This is a genomic window from Microbacterium alkaliflavum (assembly GCF_044325405.1).
GTDB classification, from domain to species: Bacteria; Actinomycetota; Actinomycetes; order Actinomycetales; family Microbacteriaceae; genus Microbacterium; species Microbacterium alkaliflavum.
Map to the genome: position 1 here is coordinate 149,572 of NZ_JBIQWL010000001.1, position 23,294 is coordinate 172,865.

19 protein-coding genes are annotated in these 23,294 nt (G+C 70.4%); 9 read left to right on the plus strand and 10 right to left on the minus strand.

Going from position 1 to position 23,294, the window contains the following annotated elements; translation table 11 throughout:
- Positions 1-64 precede the first annotated feature (64 nt).
- Positions 65-1,549: a lipase maturation factor family protein gene (locus ACH3VR_RS00720; protein ID WP_396638834.1), complete on the minus strand. Its 1,485-nt coding sequence runs from the start codon at positions 1,547-1,549 to the stop codon at positions 65-67.
- A 6-nt stretch (positions 1,550-1,555) separates the two neighbouring features.
- Positions 1,556-3,031, minus strand: a complete 1,476-nt coding sequence (locus ACH3VR_RS00725) for a phytoene desaturase family protein (RefSeq protein WP_396638835.1) — start codon at positions 3,029-3,031, stop codon at positions 1,556-1,558.
- 214 nt (positions 3,032-3,245) lie between these two features.
- Between ACH3VR_RS00725 and ACH3VR_RS00730 the strand changes: the two genes are divergently transcribed.
- Both ACH3VR_RS00730 and ACH3VR_RS00735 read left to right on the plus strand, forming a co-directional pair.
- Positions 3,246-3,821 (plus strand): hypothetical protein, encoded by a 576-nt coding sequence (locus ACH3VR_RS00730; protein WP_396638836.1) that lies wholly within the window; start codon positions 3,246-3,248, stop codon positions 3,819-3,821.
- 30 nt (positions 3,822-3,851) lie between these two features.
- Entirely contained in the window at positions 3,852-4,844 is a 993-nt protein-coding gene (locus ACH3VR_RS00735; protein ID WP_396638837.1) for an NAD-dependent epimerase/dehydratase family protein, read from the plus strand.
- A 362-nt stretch (positions 4,845-5,206) separates the two neighbouring features.
- Here the strand turns inward: ACH3VR_RS00735 and ACH3VR_RS00740 are convergent, their stop codons facing one another.
- Positions 5,207-7,279 carry an NAD(+) synthase gene (locus tag ACH3VR_RS00740; RefSeq protein ID WP_396638838.1) on the minus strand — a complete coding sequence of 691 codons (2,073 nt, stop codon included), beginning with the start codon at positions 7,277-7,279 and terminating at the stop codon, positions 5,207-5,209.
- A gap of 95 nt (positions 7,280-7,374) precedes the next feature.
- On the opposite strand from ACH3VR_RS00740, the gene ACH3VR_RS00745 reads away from it, so the two are divergent.
- On the plus strand, positions 7,375-11,007 hold the full coding sequence (locus ACH3VR_RS00745) for a TM0106 family RecB-like putative nuclease (protein ID WP_396638839.1): 3,633 nt from the start codon (positions 7,375-7,377) through the stop codon (positions 11,005-11,007).
- A gap of 258 nt (positions 11,008-11,265) precedes the next feature.
- On the opposite strand, the gene upp is transcribed toward ACH3VR_RS00745, so the two are convergent.
- The gene (upp, locus tag ACH3VR_RS00750) at positions 11,266-11,898 is read right to left on the minus strand and encodes a uracil phosphoribosyltransferase (protein ID WP_396638840.1); all 633 of its coding nucleotides are present in this window, start codon (positions 11,896-11,898) and stop codon (positions 11,266-11,268) included.
- Between the two features lie 112 nt (positions 11,899-12,010).
- On the opposite strand from upp, the gene ACH3VR_RS00755 reads away from it, so the two are divergent.
- The 3 genes from ACH3VR_RS00755 to ACH3VR_RS00765 all read left to right on the plus strand — a co-directional run bounded on the left by ACH3VR_RS00755 (position 12,011) and on the right by ACH3VR_RS00765 (position 14,563).
- Entirely contained in the window at positions 12,011-12,442 is a 432-nt protein-coding gene (locus tag ACH3VR_RS00755) for a nucleoside deaminase (RefSeq protein WP_396639631.1), read from the plus strand.
- A gap of 92 nt (positions 12,443-12,534) precedes the next feature.
- Complete coding sequence (locus ACH3VR_RS00760) at positions 12,535-13,617, plus strand: WD40/YVTN/BNR-like repeat-containing protein (RefSeq protein WP_396638841.1); 1,083 nt, start codon at positions 12,535-12,537, stop codon at positions 13,615-13,617.
- Positions 13,618-13,837: 220 nt separating this feature from the next.
- Positions 13,838-14,563: a DUF2306 domain-containing protein gene (locus tag ACH3VR_RS00765; protein ID WP_396638842.1), complete on the plus strand. Its 726-nt coding sequence runs from the start codon at positions 13,838-13,840 to the stop codon at positions 14,561-14,563.
- Here the strand turns inward: ACH3VR_RS00765 and ACH3VR_RS00770 are convergent.
- From ACH3VR_RS00770 to ACH3VR_RS00785, 4 genes are all read right to left on the minus strand, one after another.
- A complete protein-coding gene (locus tag ACH3VR_RS00770; RefSeq protein WP_396638843.1) occupies positions 14,547-15,509 on the minus strand; it encodes a cation diffusion facilitator family transporter in 963 nt (320 codons plus the stop codon). The genes ACH3VR_RS00765 and ACH3VR_RS00770 overlap by 17 nt on opposite strands.
- A 60-nt stretch (positions 15,510-15,569) precedes the next feature.
- Complete coding sequence (locus ACH3VR_RS00775; protein WP_396638844.1) at positions 15,570-16,682, minus strand: alpha/beta fold hydrolase; 1,113 nt, start codon at positions 16,680-16,682, stop codon at positions 15,570-15,572.
- A 113-nt stretch (positions 16,683-16,795) separates the two neighbouring features.
- Complete coding sequence (locus ACH3VR_RS00780) at positions 16,796-17,485, minus strand: SRPBCC domain-containing protein (RefSeq protein WP_396638845.1); 690 nt, start codon at positions 17,483-17,485, stop codon at positions 16,796-16,798.
- A gap of 1 nt (position 17,486) precedes the next feature.
- Positions 17,487-17,903, minus strand: a complete 417-nt coding sequence (locus ACH3VR_RS00785) for an ArsR/SmtB family transcription factor (protein ID WP_396638846.1) — start codon at positions 17,901-17,903, stop codon at positions 17,487-17,489.
- 179 nt (positions 17,904-18,082) lie between these two features.
- Here ACH3VR_RS00785 and proC point away from each other — a divergent pair, with 179 nt between their 5' ends.
- The 3 genes from proC (at position 18,083) to ACH3VR_RS00800 (ending at position 21,040) form a co-directional block, all read left to right on the plus strand.
- Entirely contained in the window at positions 18,083-18,919 is an 837-nt protein-coding gene (proC, locus tag ACH3VR_RS00790) for a pyrroline-5-carboxylate reductase (protein WP_396638847.1), read from the plus strand.
- A 65-nt stretch (positions 18,920-18,984) separates the two neighbouring features.
- Positions 18,985-20,346 (plus strand): TrkH family potassium uptake protein, encoded by a 1,362-nt coding sequence (locus tag ACH3VR_RS00795; RefSeq protein ID WP_396638848.1) that lies wholly within the window; start codon positions 18,985-18,987, stop codon positions 20,344-20,346.
- Positions 20,339-21,040 carry a potassium channel family protein gene (locus tag ACH3VR_RS00800; RefSeq protein WP_396638849.1) on the plus strand — a complete coding sequence of 234 codons (702 nt, stop codon included), beginning with the start codon at positions 20,339-20,341 and terminating at the stop codon, positions 21,038-21,040. The genes ACH3VR_RS00795 and ACH3VR_RS00800 overlap by 8 nt, the downstream gene beginning before the upstream one ends.
- A gap of 9 nt (positions 21,041-21,049) precedes the next feature.
- On the opposite strand, the gene ACH3VR_RS00805 is transcribed toward ACH3VR_RS00800, so the two are convergent.
- Both ACH3VR_RS00805 and ACH3VR_RS00810 read right to left on the minus strand, forming a co-directional pair.
- Positions 21,050-21,721, minus strand: a complete 672-nt coding sequence (locus ACH3VR_RS00805; RefSeq protein WP_396638850.1) for a potassium channel family protein — start codon at positions 21,719-21,721, stop codon at positions 21,050-21,052.
- 89 nt (positions 21,722-21,810) lie between these two features.
- Positions 21,811-23,181, minus strand: a complete 1,371-nt coding sequence (locus tag ACH3VR_RS00810) for a TrkH family potassium uptake protein (RefSeq protein ID WP_396639632.1) — start codon at positions 23,179-23,181, stop codon at positions 21,811-21,813.
- Between the last annotated feature and the right edge of the window lie 113 nt (positions 23,182-23,294).

Below are 23,294 nucleotides of genomic sequence, written 5' to 3' on the forward strand. Positions count from 1 at the left end.
CGGGTGGCACCCGCGTGCTCGGCGGTCCGGTGGAGGCTCACGGTCCAGGCGCCGGGCCGCGCCCTCAGCGGCGCAGGCGCAGCGGCCGCACGAGCACGCGACGGTCGTCGCGCACCCACCTCGCCTTCGTGCGGCGGAACTCGTCGTGCGTCGAGAAGCGGTAGCGGTACGAGATCACGCGCACGGCTCGGGGGCGGCGCCCGTCGAACGGATCGCGGGCGAGCAGACGCAGGGTCGCGGCATCCGCTTCGAGCAGCTTCAGGAGGAACGCCGTGAACCAGTCATCGAGGGATCGTCCGAGCGGCAGGAACCACATGAGCCAATCGAGGCGCAGATGGTACGGCGCCCACTGCCGCGGGATGCGGTGCACGGCGCCCGGCTTGCCCTTGAAGTCGTACTCGCGCCAGTCGACGTCGTCGGGGTCGTCCGACTCCGTGCCCTCCACGACGTACTCGACGCGTCTCCTCGTGACGGTGCCGAACGCGCCGTACGCGTTCGCGAGCTGCCACCGGTTGAAGCTCGCATTCATGAGCTGACGCCGGGCGGCGAGGTTTCGAGCGGCCGGCCAGCTGATCGCGACGTAGAGCAGGACCACGAGGCTCGTCGCGAGCGCCCAGTACGTCGGCATCCCGTCGACCACCCGCGGCAGATCGGAGACGGGCGCCGACGATGGCGCCCCGATCCCGGGCAGCCCGATCGCCGAGAAGGCGATGACGATCGTCGCCCAGTTCAGCCATGCGAAGTTGCCCGTCAGGACGAGCCACAGCTGGGTCGCGATGACGAGGGATGCCGCGACCGCGCCGACGATCGCCGGCCAGGGCCCGGGCACCCAGAGCCCGAGGATCGGCGTGAAGATGAACCACGGCACGACGAGCTGGGCGAAGTGGTTGCCGAGCACCTCGCCCTTGTGGAACCAACGGGGGAGGAGGTGCGCCTGCCGGCTCAGCGGCCCCGGCATCGGCTGCGTCTCGTGGTGGTAGGTGAGCGCGGTCAGGTCGCGCCACTCCTGGCCGCCCCGGATCTTGATCATCCCGGCGCCGAACTCCAGCCGGAAGACGAGCCACCAGAACAGGACGATCACGCCCGTCGGCGGCGGCTGGTCGTTCGAGCCCAGGAAAGCGGCGAGGAAGCCGGCCTCCAGCAGCAGCATCTCCCAGCCGAAACCGTAGAACGTCTGGCCGATCGACACGACCGACATGTACCCGAGCCAGAGCGCGAGGAAGCACAGCATCGGCACCCAGGGCGGTGCGAGCTGGGGGAGTCCCGCGACGAGCGTCGCGCCCACGACGATGCCCGCCCAGCACAGCGCGGCGAGCCGCCGGTCGGTGTAGCCCCAGCGCAGGAACAGGGTCGGGCGGAGCATCCGCCTCCTCGCCTTCGAGGTGGACGCCCACGCGAGCAGCTCCGGAGCCGGGAGCATGCCGTTCTCACCGAGGAGCGGCCGGAACTGGTTCAGCGTCGAGAGGAACGCGATGACGTAGAGGGCGCCGATGCCCCTTTGCAGCACCTGCCGAGCGAACTCGAAGTCGACCGCGGCGAATCCGTCCATCGCCGATCACCCGAAGAGGTCGTCCAGCTCGATGGGGACCCCTGCGAAGTCGCTCAGGGCCTGGCGTGCGGCGTACCAGCCGGCCATCCCGCTCACGCCCGGGCCGGGGGGAGTGGACGCAGAGGCAAGGTAGACGCCGCGCATCGGCGTGCGCCACGGGGTCGTCGACAGCACGGGCCTGCGGAACGCCTGGGCGAACGTGAACGCGCCGCCGAGGATGTCGCCGCCGATGTCGGACGGGTTGAACGCCGCGCGTTCGGCGGCGGGCATGGCCGCCGAGGCGAGGATGCGGTCGCGGAACCCGGGCGCGAAGCGCTCGACCTGCCGGGTGACGAGCTCGGTGGGATCGAGCGTCGACCCCGAAGGCACGTGCACATACGCCCACAGCGTCTGCTTCCCGGCGGGGGCTCGCGTGTCGTCGAGCACCGAGGGCTGCACCGTCAGCACGTACGGCCGATCGCTCATGCGACCCGCCGCGACGGCGTTCTCGCTCGCCTCGACCTCTTCGCGCGTGCCGCCGAGATGCACGGTGGGTGATGCGGCGACATCGGGGTGCGCCCACGGGACGGGACCGTCGAGCGCGTAGTCGACCTTCGCCGCGGCCTGCCCGTACCGGTAGCGGCGGATTGCGCGCGCGTACCGCACCGGGATATCGGGATGCGTGAGCGCGAGCCGCGGCGAGGTGTCGAGCAGCAGCAGATCGCCCGTGTCGGGGTCGCCCCAGTCCAGCCGGTCGAGCGATCCGACGAACGTGTCGGGCTCGACGACGCCGCCGTGCGTCTGCAGGTCGGCGACGAGTTCGTCGGCGATCGCCTGGGCACCCCCGCGCGGGTACGCCCAGCCGTCTCTCGCGTGCGCGTGCGCGATGAGGAAGAGGGCGGATGCCGCCGCTCCGACATCGGGCAGCGACCGGTTGGCGTGGGCGACGACGCCCGCGAACAGGGCCGCACCCTCCTGGGTCCGCCACGTCAGGTTCGCGAGGGCAGTGCCGAGCTGGAGCGCGCGCAGCCCGAAGCGGATCGTCGTGACGGGGTGGCGCGGCATCCTCAGCAGCTGATGGCCGGTGAAGTCGACCACGGCGTCGAGGTGGCGGGTGAGCGGGCGGACGACGGCTCGCCAGGTCGAGGCATCCCGTCCCAGTCCCTCGGCCGTGCGATCCAGGTCGTGCCACGCGATCGCCGCGCGCGGATCGCCCGTCGACAAGGGGTCGAGCGGCTGCGCGAACGAGACCTCCGGCACGATCCACTCGATGCGTTCGCGCAGACCGAAGGCGCGGAAGAACGGCGAGCTCAGCGCCGCGGGGTGCACCGCCGAGCCGACGTCGTGCCGGAATCCGGGCAGCGTCAGCTCTGCCGTGCGCGTGCCGCCGCCGATCGTGCTCGACGCCTCGAGCACCCGCACCTCGTACCCGGCGCGCGCGAGTGCGACCGCGGCGGCGAGTCCGTTCGGCCCGCTGCCCACGACGGTCGCGCGTCTGGCCATGGGCTCAGTCTTCCACCGCGGCTCGCGGGTCCGCCCGGGGGTTGACGGCGGGAGGGACGCCGCGCCCCGCCGTGGGGCGACGGGGGAGGGACGCCGCGATCCCCGTCGTGCTCGACGGGGAGGGATGCCGCGCCCCGCCGTGCCGTGCATGCAGGCCGCGGCGGGATGCGACAGGATGAGAGCGGCGGCCCGCCCCGCAGGAAGAGGTCTATCGATGGAATCCGTGCTTCTCGACACTCCCACCGGCATCGGAGCCCGCCTCGGCTGGGACCCGAAGCTCCCCGAGCACGATCGCAAGCGCGTCCTCGCACGGCAGCTCGTGTCGGCGAAGCTCGGCGTCGAGGAGAAGGCCGTGCGCATCCAGCGCGAGGCGCCCGCGCAGTTCGGCTTCCACACCCAGCTGTTCGCCGAGGTGGGCGACGAAGAGGTGCCGTTCGAGATCCGCACGGCGAGCTTCCGCGCCGCGACCGTCGCGGCGATCGCCGAGAAGGGCGTCAGGCTCGGCCTCGACCTGCGCGATGCGCACCCCGACGATGCGACCCTCTCCGAGATGCGCCGCCATTCGCACCTCTTCGACGAGGGCAACCTCGAGTCGCTGCTCGCCCACTGGACCCGCGTGCAGGCCGTGCGGGAGGCCGACGGCCGCGGCGTGCGCATGAAGCCCGAGTACGTGCGACTCGATCCGTCGAAGAGCAAGGGCTGGATCCCCGACCGCCCCGTGCACTACTCGCTGCTCGACCTCTCACGCGACGGCTGGATCATCACGCTCGCCTACGAGAACGAGGCCTGACCCCCGGGTTTCGTGCCGATGCCTGTCCTCGTGACCGGAGCGACGGGCTTCGTCGCCGGTCACGTGATCGCCGAGCTCCTCAGGAGCGGCTACGACGTGCGCGCCACGGTGCGCGACCCGTCGCGCGCCGACGTGGGCTACCTGCGCGCGATCGCCGATGACGCCGGCCGCCGGTTCGATGTCGTGGGCGCGACGCTGGACTCCGACGACGGCTGGTCGGAAGCCGTGGAGGGGATGGAGGCCGTCCTCCACGTCGCTTCCCCAGCGCCGAAGTCGCGGCCGCGGCATCCCGACGACGTGATCCGTCCTGCTGTCGACGGGACGCGCCGGGTGGTCGGCGCGGCGGCGGCCGCGGGGGTGCGCAGAGTCGTGCTGACGTCGTCGACGTCTGCCGTCGTCGGCGGACAGGATCGTCGCGACGGACGGGTGCGCACCGAGGCCGATTGGTCGGTGGTCGAGAAGTGCGACCCCTACGACGCCTCCAAGACCCTCGCGGAACGAGAGGCGTGGCGGATCGCGGACGAGTCGGGACTCGAGCTCGTGGCGCTGTGCCCGGGGCTGATCCTCGGTCCGCTGCAGCGGACCGGCACGAACGTCTCGATGGACGTCATCGATCAGCTGCTGGCCCGCTCGGTGCCGGCGCTGCCTCACATCGGTTTCTCGATCGTCGACGTGCGCGATGTGGCGACTGCCCAGCGGCTCGCCCTGGAGCAGCCGGATGCCTCCGGGCGCTACCTCATCTCCGGCGACTCGGTGTGGCTCGTGGAGCTCGCACGGATCCTGGACGCCGAGTACCGGTCGCGCGGCTACCGCGTGCCGCTCGGCGAGCTTCCGTCCTGGATCATCCGGGCCGGATCGCCGCTCAACGGCTCGCTGCGTCTCGCGCTGCCGCTGCTCGACCAGCCTGTGAGGGTGTCGTCGGCGCGGGCCATGGACGAGCTCGGCTGGACGCGCCGCCCGCTCGAGGAGAGCGTGGTCGACGCCGCGGAGTCGCTGATCGCCTTCGGCTACGGGCGACGCTAGCGCGCCTTCGCGGGTTTCGGTGGGCGCGTTCGGTCGCCTGATGGGCGGGATGCGACGTTCTGCGCCCACTGGGTGATCCGGCGCCAGGCTTGGGGGTTTTCGGTGGGCGCGTTCGGTCGCGCGGTGGGCGGGATGCGACGTCTTGCGCCCGCTCAGCGCGGGCGCGTGCGGCCTCGGTTTCGGTGGGCGCCTTCGGCCGCATCGTGGGCAGGATGCGACGTTTTGCGCCCACTGGACGGCGCGACGCCGCGGCGCGCGGGGTTTCGGTGGGCGCGTTCGGTCGCGTGGCGGGCGGGATGCGACGTTTTGCGCCCACTGGGCGGTGCGACGCCGCGGCGCGAACCGAAGCCGGCCGGCGGGGCTCAGCGTTCGACGAGCTCCGGCAGCGCCGCCCTCAGCTCGGCGAGCCACGCGTCGGCGTTGCCGTCGGACGGCGCACGCCAGTCGCCGCGCGGCGACAGCGACCCGGCCGGTGAGACCTTGGGCCCGTTCGGGATCGCCGAGCGCTTGAACTGGGCGAAGGAGAAGTAGCGCTTGAAGAAGACCTGCAGCCATTTCGCGATCGTCGGCAGGTCATAGGCGTAGCGGTCGTCGTCGGGGAAGCCGGGCGGCCAGGCCCCGGCATCCTGGTCCTTCCAGGCCTTCTCCGCGACGAAGGCGATCTTCGACGGACGCATGCCGTAGCGCAGGATCCAGAACAGGGCGAAGTCGTGCAGCGCGTACGGGCCGATGCGGTCCTCGGTCGACTGCATCTTGCCGTCCTGGCCCGCCGGCACGAGCTCGGGACTGATCTCCGTGTCGAGCACCGACTGCAGCACATCGCGGGCGCGCTCGCTGAGGTCGGTCGAGCCGCCCTCGTGCCCCTCCTGCGCGATGACCCAGCGGATGACGTGCTGGATGAGGGTCTTCGGAACCCCCGCGTTGACGGCGTAGTGGCTCATCTGGTCGCCGACGCCGTACGTCGACCAGCCGAGCGCGAGCTCGGACAGGTCGGACGTGCCGATGACCATGCCGCCGTTCTGGTTGGCGAGGCGGAAGAGGTAGTCGGTGCGCAGGCCCGCCTGCACGTTCTCGAACGTGATGTCGTGCACTGGCTCGCCCTCGGCGAAGGGATGCTTGATGCGCTCGAGCATCTCGGTCGCGGCGGGGCGGATGTCGATCGTCTCGATCGACGCGCCGATCGTCTCGGCGAGGGCGATCGCGTTCGACTTCGTGTGCTCGCTCGTTGCGAAGCCGGGCATCGTGTAGGCGAGGATGTCGCTGCGCGGACGGTCCATGCGGTCCATCGCGCGCGCGACGACGAGGAGCGCGTGCGTCGAGTCGAGGCCTCCGCTGACGCCGATGACGGGTTTCGGATCGCCGATCGCGCGCATGCGCTGAATGAGCCCCGACACCTGGATGTTGAAGGCTTCGTAGCAGTCCTGCGCGAGGCGGGCAGGGTCGTCGGGCACGAAGGGGAAGCGGTCGAGCGGGCGCTTGAGGCCGATGTCGGCGGCCGGCGGGTCGAGTTCGAAGTGGACGACCCGGAAGTACGGGTCGAGCGTGCGGCGGTTGTCGTCGAACGTGCCCTGGCGGATGCGGTCCTGTCTGAGGCGGTCGAGGTCGATGTCGGCGACGCTGCGCCGCGGGCCGTCGGGGAAGCGCTCGGTCTCGTCGAGGAGCGCGCCGCCCTCGTAGATCATGGTCTGGCCGTCCCACGAGAGGTCGTTGGTCGACTCGCCCATGCCCGCTGCCGCGTACGCGTAGGCGGCGAGGCAGCGCAGCGACTGCGATTGGCAGAGGTCCTTCCGGTCCTCGGCCCGCGCGATCGTGATGGGACTGCCGGAGAGGTTGAGCAGCACCGTCGCGCCCGCGAGCGCCGCGGTCGACGACGGCGGCACCGGGACCCACACGTCTTCGCACACCTCGACGTGCACGACGAGACCGTCCACGTCGAGCGATTCGAACAGGAGGTCGGGGCCGAACGGCGCCTCGAGCCCGCCGACCCGGATGTCCTGCCCGGCCTGATCGTCGCCGGGGGCGTACCAGCGCCGCTCGTAGAACTCGCGGTACGTGGGAAGGTACGACTTCGGGACGACGCCGAGGAGCTCGCCGCGGTGGATCACGACGGCGCAGTTGTAGAGGCGGTTGCGGTGGCGCAGCGGCGCACCGACGACGAGGATGGGCAGGAGATCCTCGGATGCCTCGACCAGGTGCTCGACGGCCGCGACGACGGCGTCGAGCACGACGTCCTGCATGACGAGGTCGTCGATCGAGTAGCCCGTCAGGCACAGCTCGGGGAAGACGGCGACAGCCGTGCCGTCGGCATCGCATTCGCGGGCCGTCGCGAGCACGGTCTCGGCGTTCGCGGCCGGATCGGCGAGCTTCAGGGGGATCGTGCACGCGGCGATCCGGGCGAAGCCGTGACGGTACGCGCTCTCGAACGGGAGGCTCATGTGCCCAGTCTGTCAGGAGAGCCCGACACCGCGGCGCGGGCCGGGACGGGGGTGTCGGGGGCCGCGGCTAGGGTCGAGGGGCGAGAGAGGGGAACATGCGGTACATCGAAGACGAAGGCCGGATCGTCTGGAGCGCGAGCGACCTGAAGGCGGCCGCCGAATGCGAGTTCGCGTGGCTGCGCGCCATCGACGCACGGCTGGGGCGCGTCGCGCCGGTCGAGGAGCCCGAAGACGCGACGCTCGTGCGCGCGGGGCTGCTCGGCGGGGAGCATGAGCGCAGGGTGCTCGCGCGGTACCGCGACGAGTTCGGCGACGGCGTCGTCGAGATCCCCGAGACCAGATCGGGGGATGCTGCGGCCCTCGCCGAAGCGGTCGCCCGGACGAACGCGGCTCTCGCGTCCGACGCAGACGTCGTCTACCAGGCGGCATTCGCGACGCATGACTTCGTCGGCTTCGCCGACTTCCTCGTGCGGGAACCTTCGACAGGTTCAGAGCAGGCGGGCAGGTGGCTCGTGCAGGACACGAAGCTCGCGCGTCGCGCCCGCGTCACGGCGCTCATGCAGCTCGCGGCATACGTCGTGCAGCTCGACCGCCTCGGCGTGCCGCGCGCCGACACCGTCGAGCTCCTCCTCGGCGACGGATCGGTGAGCGTGCACGAGGTCGACGACCTGCTGCCCGTCTTCGAACTGCGCCGCGAGAGACTTCGCGCGCTCGTCGCCGACCGACGCCTCGACCTCGGCGCCGCCGGCGAGGCCATCGCGTGGGGCGACGGCGGTGGCGAGCTCGCCGTCGTCGCGTGCGGGCGCTGCGCGACGTGCGACGCAGAGGTCGTCGCGCATCGCGATCTGCTGCTGGTCGCGGGCGTGCGGCCCATCCAGCGCGACCGGCTGCGTGCAGCGGGCATCGAGACGATCGACGAGCTCGCGGTCGCCTCCGCGCCTCCCGCGCACATGAACCCCGACGCGTTCGCGATGCTGCGCACGCAGGCGCGACTGCAGCTCGCGAGCCCGGCCGGCGTCGGACTGCCGGGACCCGCCGCGGTCCTGGCCGGCTCGCCTCCCGTTCCCGGCGCGTCCCGCCCCGTCCCCGAGCCTGTCGAGGAGTCGAGCCCCGGCGCGGTAGCCACGCTGACCGCCCCCGTCCCTGTCCCCACCTATGAGGTCGTGCACCCCAAGGCCCTCGCGGCGATGCCGCGGCCCGACCTCGGCGACCTCTTCTTCGACTTCGAGGGCGACCCGCTGTACACCGAGACGCCGCCTCCCGGCACCCCCGCGCAGTGGGGCATCGACTACCTCTTCGGGTTCACCGACCTCGACGAGCAGTACACGGCGCTGTGGGCGCACTCGTTCGCCGAGGAGCGTGCGGCGCTCGAGACGTTCATCGACATCGTCAACCTGCGGCGGATGCAGCATCCCGGCATGCACATCTACCACTACGCGCCGTACGAGCCGACGCACCTCCTGGCGATGGCGGCGCGTCACGGCACGCGCGAGGGCGACGTCGACCGGTTGTTGCGCGACGGCGTCTTCGTCGATCTGTACCCGATCGTGCGACGCGCGCTGCGCGTCGGGTCGCGGTCGTACTCGATCAAGAAGCTCGAACCCCTCTACATGGGGGCCGACGTGCGCACCAGCGACGTGCAGAAGGGCGACGACTCGATCGTCAGGTACGTGCAGGCGCGCGCGCTCGACGACGACGGCGCCGTCGACGAGGCGCGGATCATCCTCGACGACCTCGCCGACTACAACCGCTACGACTGCGTCTCGACGAGGCGCCTCCGCGACTGGCTCGTCGAACGCGCCCGCGAGGCGAAGCTGCTGCCGTCGCCGAACCCCGAACCCGCCGAGGCGGCGTACGAGCCCTCACCGCGCGCGCTCGCGCTCGCGGCGCTCGCCGGCGACCTGCCCGACGACGATCCCGACGGCATGGCGCTGCGGCTCGGATCTGCGGCGATCGACTACTACCCCCGCGAGGCGAAGACCTTCTGGGCAACGCATTTCCTCCGCGTGCGGGAGCCGGTGTCGGTGTGGGAGGACGCGCGCGACGTCGTCGTGATCGATCCCGCGCGCTGCCGCGTCGTCGAGGACTGGCATTTCCCCGAGGGCGGTCGCGGGGGAGAGCGCCGGCTCGTCGAGCTGCGCGGCGAGCTCGCCCCCGGCACGCGGCTCAGCGAGGGTGGCAACCCGTTCGCGATGTACGAGCTGCCGGCGCCGTATCCGTTCGAGGCGTCGCCTCGCTGGATCCATTCGTATCGGTCGGTCACCGTCGTCGAAGTGCTCGACGACGGCGCACTCGTGCAGGAGTCGGCGGTCGACGGAGTCACGTGGGCCGAGTTCCCCCTCGCACTGACGCCCCAGGCCCCGCCCGCCGCGGGCAATCAGCAGTCCGCGATCGACGCGTGGGCAGACCGAGTCATCGCCGCGTCGCCTGAACTTCCGGCCGATCCCGCGACCGACATCCTCCGCCGCCGACCCCCGCGCACGCGATCGGGCGCCCTCGCCCCCTCGCACGGCGACGACGTCGAGGCGATCGTCCGGTCGCTCCTCGACCTCGATCGCAGCTACCTCGCCGTGCAGGGCCCGCCAGGAACCGGCAAGACCTACGTCGGCTCGCACGTCATCGCCCGCCTCGTGCGGGATCACGGTTTCAAGGTCGGCGTCGTCGCGCAGTCGCACAACGTCATCGAGAACATGCTCGACCGGATCGTGGCGGCCGGCGTCGCCCGTGAGCAGGTCGCGAAGGCGCCCAAGGACTCCTCGGCCGGCGCATCCTTCACGGTCATCGCCAAGAACGGCGTCGCAGGCTTCGTCGCGGAGCAGTCCGGCGGCTTCGTGCTCGGCGGGACCGCGTGGGACTTCAGCCACGAAGGTCGGGTGCCGCGCGGCAGCCTCGACCTCCTCGTGATCGACGAGGCCGGGCAGTTCTCGCTCGCCTCGACCATCGCCGTGTCGCTCGCCGCGCCCCGGCTGCTGCTCCTCGGCGATCCGCAGCAGCTTCCGCAGGTGAGCCAGGGGACGCATCCCGAGCCCGTCGACACCTCGGCGCTCGGCTGGGTGGTGGACGGCGCCGACGTGATCCCGCCTGAGTTCGGGTACTTCCTCGGCACGACATGGCGCATGCACCCCGCCGTCGCGGCACCGGTGTCGCGCCTGTCGTACCGCGGCGAACTCGCCTCGCATCCCTCGGCCGGCCGGCGCGTGCTCGCAGGCGTCGAGCCCGGGCTCCATGCGATGGCGGTCGTGCACCACGGGAACGCCACGTGCTCGCCCGAGGAGGCCGAAGTCGTCGTGGGCCTCGTCCGCTCGCTCGTCGGCAGGTCGTGGACGGGCACCGAGACCGACGACGAGGGCGATGTGAGCATGCTCGCGCCGCGCCCCCTCGACCAGGGCGACATCATCGTCGTCACGCCCTACAACGCGCAGCAGGTCGAGGTCGAGCGCGCGCTCGCGGCGGCCGGTTTCGCGGACGTGCCGGTCGGGACGGTCGACCGATTCCAGGGCAAGGAAGCCGTCGTCGCCATCGTGTCGCTGGCTGCGTCATCGGGGCGCGATGCGCCGCGCGGGCTGGAGTTCCTGCTGCTGCGCAACCGCATCAACGTCGCGATCTCGCGAGCCATGCACACGGCCTATCTCGTGTATGCGCCGGGGCTCCTCGACGATCTGCCGCGCACGCCCGAGGGAGTCGCCCGGCTGAGCGGTTTCGCCCGGCTCATCGACGAAGGCCAATAATGGGGCGCTTCTCGGATGTCAACCCCGTGAGGGAAATTCGCCTGTCCGGTTAGCCTTGCTGAGCGTCATCACGACGCAGGTGCGGTACCCGTTCGGCGAGGGGCGGGTGCCGCACCACATTTCTGCCCGAGCGCGAAGAGCGAGCCTCCATCTGGCCGCCGAGAGCGCGGGTGGCACCCACGGTCTCGGCAGTCCGGTGAAGGCTCAGCGTTCGGTCGCGGGGTCGGAGGCCCTGCGTGCCGGGTCCGGACGTCAGGTTCAGACGGTGCCGTAGAGGCGGTCGCCGGCGTCGCCGAGGCCGGGCACGATGTAGCCCTTGTCGTTGAGCCGCTCGTCGAGCGCCCCGAGCACGAGCGTCACGTCGCGACCTTCCACCTGCCGCTCGATCGCCGCGACGCCCTCGGGGGCGCCGAGCAGGCAGATCGCCGTGACGTCCTGTGCGCCGCGCTGGAAGAGGAACTCGATCGCGGCGCCGAGCGAGCCGCCCGTCGCGAGCATGGGGTCGAGCACGAAGCACTGACGGTCGCTGAGGTCGACGGGGAGTCGCTCGGCGTAGGTCGACGGCTCGAGCGTCTCCTCGTTGCGCACCATGCCGAGGAAGCCCACCTCGGCGGTCGGGATGAGCTTGACCATGCCCTCCAGCATCCCGAGCCCCGCGCGGAGGATCGGCACGACGAGCGGGCGCGGCTCGCTGATCTTGACCCCGGTCGTGCGCGTCACGGGCGTCTCGATCTCGATGGGCGAGACCCGCACGTTGCGCGTCGCCTCGTAGGCGAGCAGCGTCACGAGCTCCTCCGCCAGCTGGCGGAAGACCGGAGACGGCGTGCGCGCGTCGCGCAGCACCGTCAGCTTGTGCGTGATGAGGGGGTGATCGGCGACGTGCAGGCGCATACGCCCAGGCTAGTGGCTCGGACCCGGCCCGCCAGGGGCGAGCTGCCACCGCGTGCCGCGGCCGCCCTCGTAGTCTTGAGAGGTGCTCGCCGATCCTGCCGATCTCGCCGCGATGGATCGCGCGCTCGCGCTCGCGGCGGAGGCGGCGGCCGCCGGCGACGTGCCGGTCGGCGCAGTGGTGCGGGATGCCGCGGGCGCGGTCATCGGCGAGGGGCGCAACCTGCGCGAGGTCACGGGCGATCCCACGGCGCACGCCGAGGTCGTCGCGCTGCGTGCGGCCGCGGCATCCCTCGGCTCGTGGAACCTCGAGGGGTGCACGCTCGTCGTGACCCTCGAGCCGTGCCTGATGTGCGCGGGTGCGCTGCTTCAGTCGCGCGTTTCGCGCCTCGTGTTCGGGGCGTGGGACGACAAGGCGGGGGCCGCCGGCTCGATGTACGACGTCGTCCGCGATCGCCGGCTGCCCTATCGCGCCGAGGTCGTCGCGGGGGTGCGCGAAGAGGAGGCATCCGCCCTGTTGCGCGCGTTCTTCGACCCGCTGCGCTGAGGCGGCCGCTCCTCCTCGCGGCGCGTGTCGATCGTTCCACGGGTCCTCGACTCAACGCGCGGTCGCTGACCGATCACCAGGCCGGCGACTGGGTGAACCTCAACGCGCATCTGAACGCCCTGCAGTACTACGCGGCGCAGGGGAGCGGCGATTCGACCATTTACGGAGGTCTGCAGGACAACGGGAGCAACAAGGTCTTCCCCACCACCGGGACGGTGCTCGACGACCTCGGTCAGCCGATCGACGTCAGTTCGGTCCAGGTGTTCGGCGGCGATGGCGGCTACACCCTCGTCGACCCGGACAACTCCCAGAACGTGATCACCGAGTACACGGATCTGACGGCGCTCAAGTCGACCGACGGCGGAGCCAATTGGCACTTCATCGCGCCCTCCGATCCCGATCCGCGCTTCATCGCTCCGATCGTCATGGACCGGACCGACTCCCGTCATCTCGTGGCGGGCGGCGCGTTCGTCTGGAACTCGAATGCGGGCGTCGCCGGCACCACGGCCAACACCGGCGCGGCAACGGACTGGCAGAGCGTGTTCGACGTCCGGACGGCCCTGGGTGGGAACGCAGCCTCCCAGGTGACGGCGCTCGATGGGGTCACGGTCGGCGACACGCAGTACATCGCCGCCGCGTGGTGCGGCCCCTGCAACCCGAGCTTCCCGAGCGGCGCTGGATTCGCGGCCGGCCTCGTCATGCTGAGCAACAGCGGCGGCACCTGGCACGCGACGGCCCAGGAATGCACCGGCAGTGCGGCCTGCCCGGACGCAGGCCTTCCCAACCGCTACATCACCGGCATCAAGATCGACACGGCCGATCCGACGCACGCCTACCTGTCGCTGTCCGGCTACTCCCGGCACTGGATCATCGGTCCGGACGATCCCGGCGTCGGTCACGTGTACCAGACGACGACGGGAGGATCCTCCTGGACCGACATCTCCGGGAACCTGCCGGACATCCCCGCCAACGACATCGTCCTGAACGGCGGGGCGCTGATCGCCGCCTCCGACATCGGCGTCTACACCTCCGCTGACAACGGCGGCACCTGGAGCAGGCTCGGCACCAACCTTCCGAACGTCGTGGTCAGCCAGATACTCGTCGACCCCAACGGAGTTCTCGTGGCGGCGACGCACGGCCGCGGGATCTGGACGACCCCGGCACCGGGGAGCTGACGCGCGGTTCGCCCGCGGCACCGTGCGGGTGTGGGCGTGCCACACCCGCAAGATGCCGCGGGTGAGCGCGGTCGCGTTCGGTTCACCCGCGGCATTGTGCGGGTGGTGGGATGCCTCACCCGCGAGTTGCCGCGGGTGAGCGCGTTTTCGGGCCAACCCCCGACAGGTTCGGGGGTCTGCCGTCTGCCTCGGGGTGCACCGCGAGTCTTACCGTCGTCGCGTGACCGATCGACTCGTCGCCCCACCCGCCCCGCCTGCCGTGGCCGGCCGCTCCCGCGCCGCGGGCCGGGTCGGCTGGTTCGCCGTCACGCTGACGGCGCTCGCCATCGTCGCCTTCTCCGCCGTCCCGTACTTCACGGCGTCGCTCGCGCAGCTGGGCGGGGACGGCGTCGGCCTCGCCGACCACTACGCGTCGCAGCCCGTGTTCGTGCAGGCGGCGCTGTACGCCCACATCTCCGGCGCTGCCGTCGCGCTGCTCCTCGGACCGCTGCAGTTCTGGCGCGGCCTCCGCGAGCGCCGGCCGCGCGTGCACCGCTGGACCGGCCGCGTCTACCTCGCAGGTGTCGCGCTGGGCGGCGTCGCGGGCATCGTCATCGCTCCGTTCGGCGAGGCCGGGCTCGTCGGGCTCTTCGGCTTCGGCGCACTCGGCCTACTGTGGCTGGTCACGGCGTGGCGGGCGTATCGCAGCATCCGTCGACACGACGTCGCCCAGCATCAGGCGTGGATGATCCGCAACTTCGCGCTCACCTACGCAGCCGTGACGCTGCGCCTCTGGCTCCCGCTGCTCATCGTCGTCCAACTGCCCGGAGGCGACTTCGACACCGCCTTCGCGAACGCCTATGCCGTCGTTCCGTTCCTGTGCTGGTTGCCGAACCTCGTCGTCGCGGAGTGGCTCATCCGGCGGCGGGGGCTGCCGGCGTACCGGATCGTCAGTCCTCGGACTTGAGCACGATCTGCTCGGTGGGCGTCGGGGTGCCCGAGGGCTTCAGGATGTCGGGCTCGAAGTAGATGACGCGTGCGATCGGCACCGCCTCGCGCACACGCGTCTCGATGCGGTCGATGTCGGCGGCGACGTCGCCGAGCGTCAGGTTCGACGCGAAGCCGAGCTTCGCCGCGACGAGCAGCTCGTCGGGTCCGAGGTAGAGCGTGCGGATGTGGATGATCTTCTCGGTCTCGGGGCCGTCCTCGATCGCCGCGACGATGCGGTCGCGGTCGGCCCGCGTCGCACCTTCGCCGACGAGGAGGCTCTTGGTCTCGATCCCGAGCACGATCGCGACGAGCACGAGCAGCGTGCCGATCATGAGCGTGCCGACGGCGTCGAAGACGGAGTTGCCCGTGATCGCAGTGAGGCCCACGCCGAACAGCGCGAACATGAGGCCCGTGAGGGCCGCGACGTCTTCCAGCAGCACGACGGGCAGCTCGGGAGCCTTCGCGTGGCGCACGAACGACACCCACGACTGGCCCCTCGTGCGCACGTGGTTGCTCTCCTTGACGGCGGTGCGCAGGGAGAACGACTCGAGGCCGATCGAGATGACCAGCACCGTAAGGGGCACCCACACGTTCTCGAGCTCGTGCGGATGCGTCAGCTTCTCGACGCCCTCATAGATCGAGAAGAGGCCGCCGACCGAGAACAGGATGATCGAGACGACGAACGCGTAGACGTAGCGCTCGCGCCCGTAGCCGAAGGGATGCTCCTCATCGGCCTTGCGGCGCGACTGTCGCCCGCCGAACAGCAGCAGCAGCTGGTTGCCCGAGTCGGCGACCGAGTGTATGGCCTCCGCGAGCATCGATGACGATCCCGAGACGATCCAGGCGACGAACTTCGCCAGGGCGATGCCCATGTTCGCCAGGAACGCCGCGATGATGGCCCGTCCGCCGCCGGATGCACTCATGGCGACGAGTCTATTGATCCGGCGAGCCCGGACCGGACGGGGTTGACGGGTAGGACGGAGTCAGTCGGCGGAACGCAGGATGATCGCCTCGGTGGGCGGAGCCGGGTGGGACGGGTGCCCCACGTAGCCGATGATCTGCAGGAGGGCGTGCCGGAATTCGGCGGGACGCTCGAGGTGTGCGGAGTGCCCGACGTCCTCGAGCGCGACCTCGGTGAACTCGCCGCCGCGCGCCGCGTACTCCTCCAGCACGTCGCGGGTCTGCGACACCATCTCCTGCGCGGGCGCGACGTCCTCCCCGGGCCAACCGGGGATGATGCCGAGCGAACCGAGGTGATTGTAGTCGTAGAACGAGGCGTCCGACACGATCGCGTCGAGGTTGCCGTGGATCCACAGGATCGGAGGCTTGGGCTCGAGGTCGACGATGCCCGACACATCGAAATACTTCGGCGCCATCGTGTTGAGCACGCCGACCGTGCCGGCCGCGAAACCGGGCCAGTTCTCGCTGGGCACGGAGTCGCCCGGATAGTTCCCTGTGGCGGTGGACGTGGACAGGATCGACTCGACCCAGATGTCCTCGTGCTCGGTCGTATAGCCGGGGGCGACATAGCCGGAGCGGAAGACGTTGCGCGGCGAGGTGGGCGCATCCTCACTCGTGTCATGCGCCGTGAGGCGCTCGACGAAGTCGGCGTTCCCGGTGCCGCCACCCGTGCCGGCGTCGTCGTCGGTGAGTCGGGTGCCGTCGCGGCGCGTGCCGCCGAACCCGTACGGCGAGACGGGTGACTCGAGTGTGAGGCTCAGCGCGGGGTGGTCGAGGGCGTACTGCATCACGACACCCCCGCCCATGGACCAGCCCACGAGGTGGGCCGTCGGGATGCCGAGAGCCTCGAGCGTCTCGTGGACGTCGTCGCTGAAGTCGCGCACGCCGCGCGTCGCGTCGATGGGGGAGTGCTCCGTGCCGCCGTAGCCGCGCAGGTCGATGGCGATGGCCCGGAGATCGTGCGGCAGATCCTGCATGACCTCCTGCCAGAACAGTGAGGACGAGCCGTTCCCGTGGACGAAGACGACCGTGCGGTCGGGCGGTGTCGCCGCGTCGTCGCCGGCGCGTTCGAGGACGTTCACGCTCAACCGGGAGGTGTCGATGATGCGGGCAGTGATGCCGTCGAGGAGAGTCATGGAGCGTCCTTCGGGTCTCGCCGCGGAGGGCTCCGGCGGCCCCCGCCACCTCGACTATAGCCCTCGCCTCCACCGATGTGAATCGACTTTCATGTCGACGCCGGATGCTCTCCTCACGCCTCCGGCGCGCCCGGTTCGGACATCTCGTGCGGCACCTCACCGAGGTACGCGGCGGCCGTCGCAGCAGCGGCCCGCGCGGCGGTGGCCTGGTCGGCTCCGTCGGCGACGTGCGCCTTCGCCCATTCCTCCGCCGAGCGATGGGTGAACAGGCGCCCCTCGTCGGACAGCATCCATGCCTGTCCCTCCTCGGGCGACGGGCCGTCGGCTGCGGAGCCGAGGTGGAGTGCCAGTCCGAGCAATCCGGAATCCCAGCCGATGCCGGTCGCGGACGGGCCGAACTGCTCCCACATCCCGTCGGGCACGTCGGAGACCGCCGCCACATGCTCGAGCTCGAGCCGCGTGCGTTCCGGCGAGAGCGCCGTGAGCCGCACTGTGATCCACGTGACGCCGCCGCCGAACTCCCACGTCGCGCGATACGACGCCTCGCCGTCCGCCGGCGGATCGCACGCGAGCACTTCGCCGCCGGCATTGCCTTCGAGCTGGTACCTGCCGCCGAGGCGGAGGTCGCCGCTGATCGGCAGGAACCACCGGGCGACGCGGTCGGTCGTCACGGCGTCCCAGACATCCGCGAGGTCGCTCGGGTACTCCTGCGCGAGCCGCTGCACGCGCACGGCCTCGCCATCGCGCTCGGTCGTCTCGACACCGCGCTCGACGGCTTCGATCTGGGCGTTGACGTCAACCATGTCAGGTCTCCTCTGTCGTTTCGGTCGGTTCGGGGGATGCCTCGGCATCCGTCGTGGGGTCTGGCTCGGGTTCCTCCTCCGCCTCCGCGGCGAGGCGCCGCGCACGTCGCGCGCGCGCGAGCTCGGTGCCGAGCGCGTCGAGCTTGGGCTGCCAGAACCTGCGGAACGGATCGAACCAGGCGTCGGCGGCCTGAAGCGGCGCGGGATCGACGGCATAGAGCCGCCGTGTGCCGTCGGCGCGGACCGTCGCGAAACCCGCGTCGCGCAGCACGCGCAGGTGCTGCGACACGGCGGGCTGCGAGATGCCGAACTCGCGCTGCACGACTTCGCCGATCGCGCCGGCGCTGCGCTCGCCGTCGGCGAGCAGCTCGATGATGCGCCGGCGGACCGGATCGCCCAGGATGTCGAGCGCGTGCATGACTCAATGATTGCGCGACGGCTTATATAAGTCAAGCGTGAATTATCGACGGAAGTGTGCCGCAACTCGGCTGGCTGCGACGACACGCCGTCAGAGCGGCGCTGATCGGCGACTCCTGACACGGACGGCCGTGATCCGGCACGACCGGCCGGTCGCAGGCCCCTCGTAGGATGGCCCTCATGCCCGACACTCTGCCTCCCATCGCGATCCTCGGCGCCGGCTCGATGGGCGGTGCCATCCTCCAGGGCCTCGTCCGCTCCGGCCTCGCTGCGGGCGGTATCACGGCCACCAACCGCACGGCGGCGAAAGCGGAGGACCTCGACGGCCTCTCGGGCGTGAACTCGATCGCCCTCGAGCAGCAGCCGACGGGAAATGCGGATGCCGCAGCCGCCGCCGACATCGTGCTCGTCGGCGTCAAGCCGGCCATGGTGCCCGACCTGCTGCGTGAGATCGCACCGAGCCTGCGTCCCGGGACGGTCGTGGTGAGCCTTGCGGCGGGTGTCACGATCGCCACCTTCGAGGCGATCCTCGGCGCGGGCATCCCCGTGCTCCGCTCCATGCCGAACACCCCGGCGCTCGTCGGCAAGGCCGTGACAGGACTCGCCGCCGGCTCGGCCGCGACGGCCGCCGACGTCGCCGTCGTCCGCCGCCTGTTCGAGACGGTCGGCACGGTCGTCGAGGTGCCGGAGGATCAGATCGACGCGCTGTCGACGATCTCGGGCTCAGGTCCCGCCTACGTCTACCTCCTCATCGAGGAGCTCACCGAGGCGGCCGTCGGCAAGGGCTTCACCGAGCAGCAGGCGCGGCTCATGGCGGAGCAGACCTTCATCGGCGCCGCCGCCCTGCTCGAGGCGTCGGGCGAAGAGCCCGCCGAGCTCCGTCGCCGTGTCACCAGCCCCAAGGGCACGACCGAGCGCGCGATCGGAGTTCTGCAGGGAGCGCACCTGGCGGGGCTGTTCGCCGAGGCGACGGATGCCGCGCTGGCCCGCGCCAAGGAGCTCGCGCAGGGAACGTAGGCGACCCCAGACTGGGAGCGGAGTCCAACGGCGTCCCGCCTCACGCTGCCACTAGAGTCCCCACCATGGGCACACCCGCGCGCACACCTGCTCGCGCGCGCGTGCGCCGTCCACGGCCGGCGCGCCGAGTCGTCGCCGCGTTCGCGATCGCCGTCGCTCTCGGCACCGCAGTGCTCATGCTCCCCGTCTCATCGCGGTCGGGCGAGGTCACCGACTTCTTCGACGCGCTCTTCACGGCGACGTCCGCGGTGTGCGTCACGGGGCTCACCGTCGTCGATACGGCGACGCACTGGTCGTTCTTCGGCCAGGTCATCATCCTCGCCCTGATCCAGATCGGCGGTCTCGGCATCATGATCTCCGCCGCCTCGATCGGGCTCCTGCTGGCCCGCAAGCTGAGCGTGGCCGGGCGGCTCAATGCCGTGACCGAGGCGAACGTCATCGAGTTCAGCGATGTGCGGGGCCTGGCCCGCAACATCCTGCTGATCTCCCTGATCGTCGAGGCTGCGACAGCCCTGTTGCTGTTCATGCGCTTCCTGTGGGGGTACGGCTACGGCGTCGGAGAGGCGGTGTGGCTCGGGCTGTTCCACGCCGTCTCCTCGTTCAACAACGCCGGGTTCGCCCTCTTCAGCGACAACCTCATCGGCTTCGCCGCCGATCCGTTCATCTGCCTGCCGATCTGCGCCGCGATCATCGTCGGCGGTCTCGGATTCCCCGTCCTGATGCAGCTGCGGCGCGAGTTCCGCCATCCGCTGCGCTGGACGATGAACACCCGCCTCGTGCTCTCGGTCTCGATCGTGCTTCTGATCGCCGGAACGCTCTACATCACGGTGCTCGAGTGGTCGAACCCGCGGACGCTCGGTCACTACGACCCTGCCGCGCGCATCCTGATCGGGTTCTTCCAGTCCGTGCAGACGCGCACGGCGGGGTTCAACTCCGTCGACATCGGACAGCTGCACGACGAGACATGGGTCGGGATGGACGTCTTGATGTACATCGGCGGCGGTCCCGCGGGAACCGCAGGCGGCATCAAGGTCACGACGTTCGCCGTGCTTTTCTTCATCCTGCTGACGGAGCTGCGGGGCGAGGCATCCGTCCACATCTTCGGCAAGCGGCTCTCGAGGGCCGTCCATCGGCAGGCCATATCGGTCGTCCTCCTGTCGATCGCCTTCGTCATGGCATCGGTCATCGCGCTCATGCTCATCACCGACCTCCCGTTCGACAAAGTCCTCTTCGAGGCCGTGTCGGCGTTCGGCACCGTCGGCTTGACGACCGGGATCACCTACGGGCTGCCCTGGCCCGCCGAGCTGATCCTTTCGCTGCTCATGTTCGTGGGCCGGCTCGGACCCCTGACGATCGGCACCGCGTTCGCGCTCCGCGACCGACGCATCCTCTACGAATTCCCCGAGGAAAGGCCCGCCATTGGCTAGATCACGATTCGCGCTCTTCGGCGACACGTCGCGCCGCATCGCAGAGGCCGACTCCGTCGCGGTCATCGGCCTCGGCCGCTTCGGCAGCTCGCTCGCTCTGGAGCTCATGGCCTCCGGCACCGAAGTGCTCGGCATCGACTCCGATCAGGAGCTCGTGCAGGCGCACAACGGCGAGCTGACGCAGGTCGTGCGGGCTGACTCGACCAAGGAGGAATCGCTGCGACAGCTCGCGGTCGACGAGTTCGACCGTGTCGTCGTCGCGATCGGCGACGACGTCCAGGCGTCGATCCTCACCTGTTCGGTGCTGCTGGGGATGAAGATCCCCGTCATCTGGGCCAAGGCCGTCAGCGATCGCCACGCGCTCATCCTCGAGCAGTTGGGCGTCCACCACGTCATCAACCCCGAGAAGGACATGGGCCGCAGAGTCGCGCATCTCGTGCGGGGAGCGGCGATGGACTACCTCGAGATCGAACCCGGGTACTCGCTCGCGAAGATCGCCGCCCCCGCGAGCATCCAGGGCGTGCCGCTGGGCCAGACGACGATCCGCCAGCAGCACGGGATCACCGTGACGGCGTTCCGCCGGCCAGACAGCGAGTGGCAGAACGCCGACAACGAGACGGTGCTCGCCGATGGCGACACCGCGATCATCGTGGGTGCGTCCGACCGGGTCGAGGCCTTCGCGCAGCTGCGCTGAGGGCAGGGGTCAGCGGTCGAGCGAGGCGAAGCGCTCGATGTCGGAGTTCGTCCCCGACACGATGATGAGGTCGTGGTTCGTCACGACGGTGTTGGCCTCCGCATAGCGGAAGGGCTTGCCGGGGCTCTTCACACCGACGACCGTGACGTTGTACTTCGAGCGCACGCCCGACTCGTTGAGACCGACCCCGCGGATGAACTTCGGCGGGTACATCTTGGCGAGCACGAAGTCGTCGTCGAACCGGATGAAGTCGAGCATCCGCCCGCTCACGAGGTGCGCGACGCGCTCGCCCGCCTCGCGCTCGGGGTAGATGACGTGGTTCGCGCCGACGCGGGCGAGGATCTTGCCGTGCGACTGCGAGACCGCCTTCGCCCAGATCTGCGGCACCTTGAGGTCGACGAGGTTGGCGGTGATGAGGACGGATGCCTCGATCGAGGACCCGACCGCCACGACGGCGACCTGGAAGTCCTGCGCGCCGATCTGCTTGAGCGCGTCGATGTTCTTGGCGTCTGCCTGCACGGCGTGGGTCACGCGCTCGGACCACTTCTGCACGAGCTCGAGGTTCTCGTCGATCGCGAGCACGTCGCGGTCGAGGCGGTCGAGCTCGCCCGCGCATGCGGCGCCGAACCGGCCGAGCCCGATGACGAGGACGGGCGCGTCGCCGCGGATCTGCTCAACCAAGAATCAGCCTTTCCACCGGCAGCGGGGAGAGCTGCGATCGGGATGTCGCGGCCACGGCGGCGGCGAGGACCGACGTGTGGTGATGGGTCCTAACCAACGATCGGCCTTTCCACGGGCAGCGAGTACAGCTGCGAACGGGATGTCGCGGCCACGGCGGCGGCGAGAGTCACTGTACCAACGCGTCCCATGAACATCGTTCCGGCCATGACGTAGATCGCAGGGTCGGGAAGCTGGGCCGTGAGTCCCGTCGACAGGCCCACCGTCGCGAAGCCCGAGATGACGTCAAAGAGCACGTCCTCGACGTGTGCGCGCGTGAGGTGCGTGATGACGATGGTGGAGAGGGCGACGATCGTCGCACCCCACGCCACGACCGACAGCGCGACGCGCTGGACGTCGCTCGGGATGCGGCGGCCGAAGGCCTGCACCGACTGGCGGCCCTTCGCCTCCGACCAGACCGCGAGGGCGAGCACCGCGAGCGTCGTGACCTTGATGCCGCCCGCCGTCGAGGCGGAGCCGCCGCCGACGAACATCAGCATCGAGCCGACGACGAGCGAGGAGCCGTTGAGGTCGCCCACGTCGACCACGGAGAAACCGCCCGATCGCGTCATGGCCGAGAGGAAGAACGACTGGAACACGGTGTCCCATGCGTTCATGCTCCCGAACGTGAGCGGGTTGTCGTACTCGAGAGTCAGGAACGCCGCCGCGCCCAGGAAGAACAGGAGCGTCGTCGTGATGAGCGTGAGCTTGACGTGCAGCGACCAGCGCCGGATGTGCCACTGGCTGCGCCACAGCGCGAGGATGACGGGGAAGCCGATCGAGCCCAGGAACACGCCCGTCATCATCACGGTCAGGAAGAAGTAGTCGGTCGCGAACGGCTCGAGCCCGCCGGCGTTGGGCGTGAAGCCGGTGTTCGTGAACGACATCGCGGCGTAGTACGGCGCCTCCCACAGCGCGACGAGCGGATCGACGCCGGCGATCAGGATCGACGGGTACATGAGGATCGCGAGCCCGGCCTCGATGATGAGGGTCGACAGCGCAACGGTCCGCAGCAGCAGGCCGACCTCCCCGAGGCGCACCGTCTGCCCCTCGTTGACGGGCCCGCCATGGGCGCGCATGGGGTTCGTGTCGCCGGCGGCGATGAGCTTGGCGCGCAGTCCGAGGCGCTTGGAGATGATCAGGCCCAGGATCGACGCGAGCGTCAGGACTCCGAGGGCACCGACGTTGACGCCGATGTAGATGATCACCTGGCCGAACGGCGACCAGTACGTGCCCATGTCGACGGTCGACAGGCCCGTGACGCAGATCGTCGAGACGGCGGTGAACAGTGCGTCGGCCAGCGGCGTGCGTTCACCCGAGGCGGCCGCCGCGGGAAGCGACAGCAGCGCGGTGAAGAGCAGGATGAGGGCCGCGAACACCAGCACCGCGAAGCGGGCGGGCGAGGAGGTCGTGAGCGCGCGCATGTCGTCCCAGAGCCGCTCGAAGAAGCTCCGGAGCCCGAACCTGGAGAACGGGCTGACGGGATCCGCCGCCATGGTTCGCCACCCTTCGCTCGCGGAAACCCCAGTCATAGTAC

Coding starts and splice junctions, on each gene's coding strand:
- ACH3VR_RS00720 (WP_396638834.1), bottom strand. CDS start 1,549: ATGGACGGATTCGCCGCGGTCGACTTCGAGTTCGCTCGGCAGGTGCTG.
- ACH3VR_RS00725 (WP_396638835.1), bottom strand. CDS start 3,031: ATGGCCAGACGCGCGACCGTCGTGGGCAGCGGGCCGAACGGACTCGCC.
- ACH3VR_RS00730 (WP_396638836.1), top strand. CDS start 3,246: ATGGAATCCGTGCTTCTCGACACTCCCACCGGCATCGGAGCCCGCCTC.
- ACH3VR_RS00740 (WP_396638838.1), bottom strand. CDS start 7,279: ATGAGCCTCCCGTTCGAGAGCGCGTACCGTCACGGCTTCGCCCGGATC.
- ACH3VR_RS00745 (WP_396638839.1), top strand. CDS start 7,375: ATGCGGTACATCGAAGACGAAGGCCGGATCGTCTGGAGCGCGAGCGAC.
- upp (WP_396638840.1), bottom strand. CDS start 11,898: ATGCGCCTGCACGTCGCCGATCACCCCCTCATCACGCACAAGCTGACG.
- ACH3VR_RS00755 (WP_396639631.1), top strand. CDS start 12,011: ATGGATCGCGCGCTCGCGCTCGCGGCGGAGGCGGCGGCCGCCGGCGAC.
- ACH3VR_RS00770 (WP_396638843.1), bottom strand. CDS start 15,509: ATGAGTGCATCCGGCGGCGGACGGGCCATCATCGCGGCGTTCCTGGCG.
- ACH3VR_RS00775 (WP_396638844.1), bottom strand. CDS start 16,682: ATGACTCTCCTCGACGGCATCACTGCCCGCATCATCGACACCTCCCGG.
- ACH3VR_RS00780 (WP_396638845.1), bottom strand. CDS start 17,485: ATGGTTGACGTCAACGCCCAGATCGAAGCCGTCGAGCGCGGTGTCGAG.
- ACH3VR_RS00785 (WP_396638846.1), bottom strand. CDS start 17,903: ATGCACGCGCTCGACATCCTGGGCGATCCGGTCCGCCGGCGCATCATC.
- proC (WP_396638847.1), top strand. CDS start 18,083: ATGCCCGACACTCTGCCTCCCATCGCGATCCTCGGCGCCGGCTCGATG.
- ACH3VR_RS00795 (WP_396638848.1), top strand. CDS start 18,985: ATGGGCACACCCGCGCGCACACCTGCTCGCGCGCGCGTGCGCCGTCCA.
- ACH3VR_RS00810 (WP_396639632.1), bottom strand. CDS start 23,181: ATGCGCGCGCTCACGACCTCCTCGCCCGCCCGCTTCGCGGTGCTGGTG.